The sequence below is a fragment of the Desulfuromonadales bacterium genome, from assembly GCA_035620395.1.
In the GTDB taxonomy this organism is placed as follows: domain Bacteria; phylum Desulfobacterota; class Desulfuromonadia; order Desulfuromonadales; family DASPGW01; genus DASPGW01.
Genome location: DASPGW010000119.1, coordinates 1 through 5,988 on the forward strand (window position 1 = coordinate 1; position 5,988 = coordinate 5,988).

Annotated in this window: 6 protein-coding genes; all 6 read right to left on the reverse strand. The window is 62.3% G+C overall.

The annotated features are described in order from the left end of the window. Nucleotides 1-427: 427 nt before the first annotated feature. A complete protein-coding gene (locus VD811_06605) occupies nucleotides 428-1,021 on the reverse strand; it encodes an electron transport complex subunit E (GenBank protein HXV20641.1) in 594 nt (197 codons plus the stop codon). Further along, nucleotides 1,018-1,623 (reverse strand): RnfABCDGE type electron transport complex subunit G, encoded by a 606-nt coding sequence (locus VD811_06610; protein HXV20642.1) that lies wholly within the window; start codon nucleotides 1,621-1,623, stop codon nucleotides 1,018-1,020. Before VD811_06610 ends, VD811_06605 begins: the two co-directional genes overlap by 4 nt. Nucleotides 1,624-1,633: 10 nt before the next feature. After that, entirely contained in the window at nucleotides 1,634-2,623 is a 990-nt protein-coding gene (locus VD811_06615; GenBank protein HXV20643.1) for an RnfABCDGE type electron transport complex subunit D, read from the reverse strand. Between the two features lies 1 nt (nucleotide 2,624). Then, on the reverse strand, nucleotides 2,625-3,941 hold the full coding sequence (rsxC, locus tag VD811_06620) for an electron transport complex subunit RsxC (GenBank protein ID HXV20644.1): 1,317 nt from the start codon (nucleotides 3,939-3,941) through the stop codon (nucleotides 2,625-2,627). A gap of 145 nt (nucleotides 3,942-4,086) precedes the next feature. Next, nucleotides 4,087-4,935, reverse strand: a complete 849-nt coding sequence (locus VD811_06625) for an RnfABCDGE type electron transport complex subunit B (protein HXV20645.1) — start codon at nucleotides 4,933-4,935, stop codon at nucleotides 4,087-4,089. Between the two features lie 99 nt (nucleotides 4,936-5,034). Next, complete coding sequence (rsxA, locus tag VD811_06630) at nucleotides 5,035-5,616, reverse strand: electron transport complex subunit RsxA (GenBank protein ID HXV20646.1); 582 nt, start codon at nucleotides 5,614-5,616, stop codon at nucleotides 5,035-5,037. Nucleotides 5,617-5,988: the final 372 nt, after the last annotated feature.

A 5,988-nucleotide genomic window follows, 5' to 3' on the forward strand; every position in this document is an offset into this window, starting at 1 on the left:
ATTCCTGCTTTTTCAGGGATGGCTTCCACGGGGCACGGCCGTGTGCAAGTTAGGATAAATTAAAACCTTTGTCAAGGAAAAAATACTGTATACTGTATGCGCATTTTTAGTGTCAGAACAACGATTTAACAGGACTTTTCAGGCTCAGCGGAGGGTGCCCGGGGGCGTGCGCCGGGCGTGCGAAACGGGTTGAGGACAGCCGCCTTCGGCGGCCACAGCCACTGCTTCTTTGTGCCGGGCAGGCTGACCACAAGATTTATGGCCATGCCGGTCCCCGGCATTTGCAGGCCAGACGGGGGAGGATTGGGGTTGAAACCGCAGGCATTTCAACCCGGAGCTGACCGGACTCATTCACCAGCGCCAGGCCGCGCCAAACGGAAATCGCCGCTCGGCCGCTCCGATACGTTGTCTGAATCAAAGAAGAACGTTACTTGCGAGAGGCTTCCAGGCGGTTCATCAGCGCCAGCAGCAGACCGAGGGTGATGAAGGCACCGGGGGGGAGGATGAGCAGCAGAAAGGGGGGATAGGCAGCACCGAAGAGGCTGAAGCCAAGCACAGAGCCGGAGCCGAAGAGCTCGCGCACCGAGCCGAGGACAAAGAGGGCGAGAGTGAACCCTAAGCCCATGCCAGAGCCATCGATCAGCGAGGGAAGAACGGCATTCTTGCCGGCGAAGGCCTCGGCCCGGCCGAGTATGATGCAGTTGACGACGATCAGCGGAATGAAGATGCCGAGCGCCTTGTAGAGGTCGTAGACGTAGGCCTCCATACAAAGCTGGACGACGGTGACGAAGGAGGCGATCAGCACGATGTAGGCCGGGATGCGCACCTGCGACGGAATCACCTTGCGCAGCAGGGCAACGGCCGCGTTGGAGCAGACCAGCACGAAGGTGGTGGCCAGTCCCATTCCCAGGCCGTTGATGGCACTTGTCGTCACTGCCAGCGTCGGGCACATCCCCAGCACCAGCTTGAAGATGGGATTTTCCCGCCAGAGCCCCTTGGCAAACTCGCGGACCAGGTTCATCCTTCCCTCCTCGCCGCTTCGGCAATCTCCTGCCGGTGGTCGCGATAGAATTCGAGCCCCGCCTTCACCGCCGTCACTACCGCCCGGGGGGAGATGGTGGCGCCTGTGATCTGATCGAACTGGCCGCCGTCCTTCTTCACCCGCCAGTCGTAATTCTCCAGCCCCTTGCCGCGGAACTGCTCCTTGAACCAGGGCTCGACGATCTTGCTCCCCAAGCCGGGCGTCTCAGCATGAGTGAGGATCTCGACGCCGGTGACCATCCCCTCCGGGGTGATCCCGACCATGATCTCGATATTGCCGCTGTAGCCGTCGGGTGCGGTCACCTTGAAGGCTACTCCGGCCAGCGTGTTTTCCTTCCGTCCGCGGTAGAAGGTGCGACTGAGTTCCCTCCCCTTCTTGTCCTGGCCGGTCACCATGCTGACGGTGTCGGCGTCGGGGGCGTTGTCGATGGGGGGGAGAACCGCCTTGAGAGCCTTGAGGGTTTCCAGGCGGCGCTGCTCGGCAATCGGCTCACGGGTCATGCCCTCCACCATGGAGAGGATTAGTCCGGCGCCGACGGCGATGATGGTCAGAACCAGAGCGAGTCTGCTGATATCTTTCATGATTCCTTCCCTAGCCCGGTGGCGCAACGAAACCGAATTTCTTCGGTCTGGTGAAGCGATCGATCAGCGGGGTGACGGCGTTCATCAGCAGGATGGCGAAGGAGACCCCCTCCGGATAGCCGCCGAAGAGGCGGATCAGCACAGTGATCAGGCCGCAGCCGAAACCGAAAAGGAGCATCCCGCGACCGGTAATGGGGGAGGTCACCATGTCGGTGGCCATGAAGAAGGCGCCGAGCAGCAGGCCGCCGGTCAGCAGGTGAAATAGCGGCCCAGGGTAGCGCGCCGGATCGAGCACCCAGAAGAGGCCCCCGAAAACCACCACGGTGCCGAGGTAGCTGACGGGAATGTGCCAGGTGATGATGCGCCTGGCGAGCAGGAAAAAGCCCCCGAGCAGCAGGGCGGCAGCGGAGACTTCGCCTAGCGAGCCGGCCATGTTGCCGGTAAAGTAGTCGCCGTAGGGCCCCTGCAGGGCGGCAGGGATCTGGCCGGTGAGCATCACCGCCGTCTTCATCTCGCCAAGGGGGGTAGCAGAGGTCACCGCGTCGATACCGGAGCCCAACGGGGCCGGCGCCGTCCAGGTGGTCATCTGCACCGGAAAGGAGATCAACAGAACCACCCGGGCGACCAAGGCAGGATTAAAGGGGTTGTAGCCCAGCCCCCCGTAAACCTGCTTGCCGACGGCGATCGCCACTGCCGAGCCGATCAGGGCCATCCACCATGGGCTGGAGGACGGCAGATTCAGGGCAAGCAGGATGCCGGTGAGCGCCGCGCTGCCGTCGGCGGTGGTGGGGGCCTTGCCCATCAGGCGCTGGCAGACGGCCTCGGCGGCAACGCAGCCAAGGGTGCAGATGAGCAGGACACCGAGGGCCGCAAGACCAAAGAAGTAAACCGCGACGGCGCAGGCGGGCAGCAGCGCATAAATGACCGCCCGCATTACCTTGTCGGTCGTCTCGCCCGAATGGATATGGGGGGAAGAGGAAAGATAGAGCTGTTTCTCCACGTCAGACCTTCCTTCGCTTGGCCAGGATCGCTCCCTTGCCGTAGCGGATCGCTTGCACCAGGGGGAGGGTGGCAGGACAGGTGTAGGTGCAGCAGCCGCACTCGATGCAGTCCATGGCGCCGAACTCTTCGGCCTCGGCGATCAGATCGAGGCGGGCGTAAGCGGCGATGGTGGTCGGCATGATATGCGCCGGGCAGACCTGAACGCAGCGGCCGCAGCGAATGCATGGCCCCTCCGGGCGCAGCGGGATTTCCCCTTCACGAAAGAGCAGCACTCCGGAAGTGCCGCGGGTGGCGGGGACATCGAGAGAGAGTTGGGTAGCGCCCATCATCGGCCCGCCCATGATGATCTTGGCCGGATCTCCTTTGAGCCCGCCGCAAAACTCGACCAGATGGGTGAGCGGCGTGCCGACGCGCACTCGCAGGTTCTTCGGGGTGGTGACGCCGGGGCCGGTAACGGTGGCGATTCGCTCAATCAGCGGCAGACCGCGGCGCACCGCGTCGCTGACGGCAGCGGCGGTGCCGACATTCTGCACCACGACCCCGACATCCATCGGCAGCCCGCCAGAGGGGACCTCACGGCCGGTCAGAGCCAGGATCAGCTGTTTCTCCGCCCCCTGCGGGTACTTCACCGCGAGCGGTACGACCTCAATCCCCTTGCCGGCGCAGGCCTTGGTCATCACTTCGATGGCGTCGGGCTTATTCGCCTCGATGCCGACCTGGGCACGCGCGACGCCGAGGACCCGTTTCAGGATAACAATGCCGTCGAGAACCCTATCCGTCTCTTCCAGCATCAACCGGTGGTCCGCGGTCAGGTACGGCTCGCACTCGACGCCGTTTATGACCAGGGTGTGGATCGGCTTGTTCTCAGGCGGCGTCAGCTTGACGTGGGCAGGGAAGGTGGCGCCACCCATGCCGACGATGCCGGCGGCGCGGATGCACTCGCGGATCGCATCGGGGGAAAGAGTCTCCGGGTCGGCCCCGCTGATTCCTTCCACCCAGGTGTCTTCGCCGTCAGGACGGATGACCACGGCGGGGAGATTGCGCCCGCTGGCATGCGGCCGCGGTTCGATTGCTGTCACTTCGCCAGAAGTTGACGAATGCACCGGCACCGAGACGAACCCCTTGGCAGTGCCGATCACCTGCCCCTTCTTGACGTGGTCTCCCTTGGCCACGCAGAGCTCGGCCGGCGCGCCGATGTGCTGGGCGAGCGGAATCACCAACTCGCCCGGCAGGGGGCAGGTTTCGATTGCCTTGTTGGCCGACCATTCTTTGTTGTCGGGCGGGTGCAGCCCGCCGGGGAAGGTCTTGAGTTTCATCGGTCGCGTCTTCTCAATCAAAAAAAGCTGTGTCCGCAGATTTCACAGATTAACGCAGATGGAAAAACCTGAATTTTTAATCTGCGTCATCTGCGGCTGAACAGCCTTGTTCGGCTGCTGGTTTTTCTCCATGTAGCAACGCCCTTTAAGCGGCTGCCTCGGCTTTGACCGGCACCACCGGCGGGGCGAAGGTACTCCCTTCCGGGTAGCCCTCGACAAAATCGCGGATGCATTTGGTGGGGCACTTGGCCACCGCCGGGGCAGCCTGGTCGTAGTGCTCGTACACCACCCGGGCCAGGTTCTCCTCCACCACGTAGGCCTCGGGGACGGTCTTGGCGCAGATATGGCAGGCGATGCAGCCGACCTGGCAATACTTGCGCACCACCGCCCCCTTGTCGCGGCTGTTGCAGAGCACGTGCACCGTAGCGTCGAGGGGGGCCATGCGGATGACGCTGCGCGGGCAGGCGGGGACGCACTTTTTGCAGCCGGTGCACTTCTCGCGGCTGATCACCGCCAGACCCTCCGGGGTGATCTCGATGGCGCCGAACGGGCAGACGCGGGCGCAGGTCCCCAGGCCGAGGCAGCCGCCGGGGCACTCCTTGGGGCCGTCGGCGATCTTCTGAGCAGCGTTGCAGTCGGCCACTCCGAGGTAGCGGTACTTCGCCTTCGCCTTAGGATTGTCCCCCTGGCAGAGCACGACGGCGATCTGCGGAGAGGCCGTCACCGCCGCCACCCCCATGATGTGGGCGATCTTGTCCACCGTCGAAGCGCCGCCGGGGGTGCAGAGGTTGGGGGCTGCCTCGCCGGTGGCGACCGCCTTGGCGTAGGCAGCGCAGCCAGGATAGCCGCAGGCCCCGCAATTGGCTCCCGAGAGGACCTCGGCCACGGCCAGCTCCCGCGGGTCGACTTCGACGGCGAACTTCTTGGCGGCAAAACCAAGAGCGACCGCGGCCGCAAGGCCGATGCCGCCCAGACTCAAAATCGCTGCAAGCATAATAACCTCAAAATCGAGTCCAACGTCACGGGTCCGATGTCCAAGGTCCCGAGTTCAAACCTCTTACTTTCCCTTAGACATTGGACCCTGGGCTCCGGACTATCCCTTGACCAGTCCCGCAAACCCCATGAACGCAAGCGACAGCAGGCCCGCCGTCACCAGAGCGATGGCGGTGCCGCGAAAACTTTTTGGCACGGGGCACAGATCGAGACGTTCACGCAGGCCGGCAAAAAGCACCATCGCCAGAGTAAAGCCAATCGAAGCGCCGAGGGCGAAGATCACCGTCTCGAGAAAGGAGTAGCCCTTCTGGATATTGAGCACCGCTACACCGAGTACGGCGCAGTTGGTGGTGATCAGCGGCAGATAGATCCCCAGCGATTGGTAGAGCACCGGGCTCGCCTTCTGCACGATCATCTCCACCATCTGCACCAGCGAGGCGATCACCAGGATGAAGGCTATGGTCTGCAGGTATTCGATGCCGAAGGGGATCAGCACGAAGTACTGGATGAACCAGGTCACGACCGAGGCAACGGTCATCACGAAGATGACCGCCATTCCCATCCCCAGGGCCGTCTCCACCTTCTTCGAGACGCCGAGGAAGGGGCAGATGCCGAGGAACCGGGCGAGAACGAAGTTGTTGACGAAAACGGCGCCAACCAGGATCAGCAGCAATTCAGCCATAGGTCTACCTTGGGAAAAATTGGTCTGACCGGAGCTTATAAAACATATCTTGACCCCCTGTCAAACAATTTTATCTTCATCAGAAGGGGTTATTTTAATTCTAAAATTTCACACAAAAACAGGATCGGAAAAACAGTGTTTCATGAACTCCCTGCACCGTCGGGAGCCTCCAAATGCAAGAAATTGGCCACCTCCGGAAGCGGCAACCGGCTCATTCTACCCGCATTTCAACCCGGGCGCCACCCCTTTCGCTGCAATTTCTCCCGGCCCGCCCAAAGCCTCGTCGCCGAGCGCCGGTTTTTTCTGGCCGTAGGCGTGAAGATATTATATTATTCCCGGGCCGTGAGTCGGATTTTTTCACTGCCGAATTTT

Coding starts and splice junctions, on each gene's coding strand:
- VD811_06605 (HXV20641.1), bottom strand. CDS start 1,021: ATGAACCTGGTCCGCGAGTTTGCCAAGGGGCTCTGGCGGGAAAATCCC.
- VD811_06610 (HXV20642.1), bottom strand. CDS start 1,623: ATGAAAGATATCAGCAGACTCGCTCTGGTTCTGACCATCATCGCCGTC.
- rsxC (HXV20644.1), bottom strand. CDS start 3,941: ATGAAACTCAAGACCTTCCCCGGCGGGCTGCACCCGCCCGACAACAAA.
- VD811_06625 (HXV20645.1), bottom strand. CDS start 4,935: ATGCTTGCAGCGATTTTGAGTCTGGGCGGCATCGGCCTTGCGGCCGCG.
- rsxA (HXV20646.1), bottom strand. CDS start 5,616: ATGGCTGAATTGCTGCTGATCCTGGTTGGCGCCGTTTTCGTCAACAAC.